General features: G+C 47.1%; 1 protein-coding gene. It reads right to left on the bottom strand.

Features of this window, described 5'->3' with window-relative positions; translation table 11 throughout:
• On the bottom strand, positions 1 to 1,134 hold a 1,134-nt coding region (locus ACS8FD_RS16055), incomplete at both ends, for an AAA family ATPase (RefSeq protein WP_439276582.1).

Here is a 1,134-nt window from a genome sequence, read left to right as displayed (position 1 = left end):
AAACTCAGGACGGAAATGCTCACCAACTGAATCCATTACTGCCGCTTTGATGTCTTGGTAGTCTTCACCAACCATCTCTTGGATTTTATGTGAACCCAAATTACTGGTCATGATGATAACCGTGTTCTTAAAGTCTACCACCCGACCTTGCGAATCAGTCAAGCGCCCGTCATCCAATACCTGTAATAAGATATTAAACACATCTGGATGCGCTTTTTCTACTTCATCAAATAGCACAACACTATAAGGCTTGCGGCGTACAGCTTCGGTTAATGTACCGCCCTCTTCGTAGCCGACATAACCAGGAGGAGCACCTACCAAGCGACTGACACTGTGCTTTTCCATGAACTCACTCATATCGATGCGCACCATCGCCTCTTCACTATCAAATAAGAAGTTTGCTAGAGATTTCGTCAGCTCAGTCTTACCTACCCCTGTTGGCCCTAGGAACAAGAACGAGCCAGAAGGACGATTCGGATCAGACAAACCTGCCCGACTACGACGCACTGCATTAGCAACCGACTCAACTGCTTCGTCCTGACCAATAACGCGTTCGTGGAGTTTGTCCTCCATTGCTAGCATCTTATCGCGCTCACCTTGCATCATTTTACTGACCGGGATACCTGTCGCCGCGGCCACCACTTCAGCAATCTCATTATCAGTGACTTTATTACGTAGTAATTTTACGCCAGCAGGCTCACCTGTTTGCTCCTTTTGCTCAGCCAAGTCAGACTCATTGATACGGCGCTCAAGCTGCGGTATGGTTTCATACTGCAGTTTACTCATGGTCTCGTAATCGCCTTCTCGGCTTGCCTTATCATAAGCGATGCGCGTTTTGTCAAGCTCATCTTTGAGCTGTTGACTGCCTTTGACCAGCGCTTTTTCTGCTTGCCAGACTTCGTTAAGATCAGCGTATTCTTTTTCAAGCTCATCAATTTGCGTATCAAGCACTTTACGCTCAGCTCGTGCGCCAGCATCTTCTTCATTTTTGAGCACTTCGCGCTGCATTTTTAGCTGAATAAGACGACTATCAAGCTTACCTAGCGCTTCAGGTTTACTGTCCATCTCCATACGCAAACGACTGGCTGCTTCGTCTATTAAATCGATGGCCTTATCCGGCAGCTTACGATCAGT

This window comes from Psychrobacter sp. 1U2 (assembly GCF_051847575.1).
This window is presented reverse-complemented; position numbering and strand designations above follow the sequence as displayed.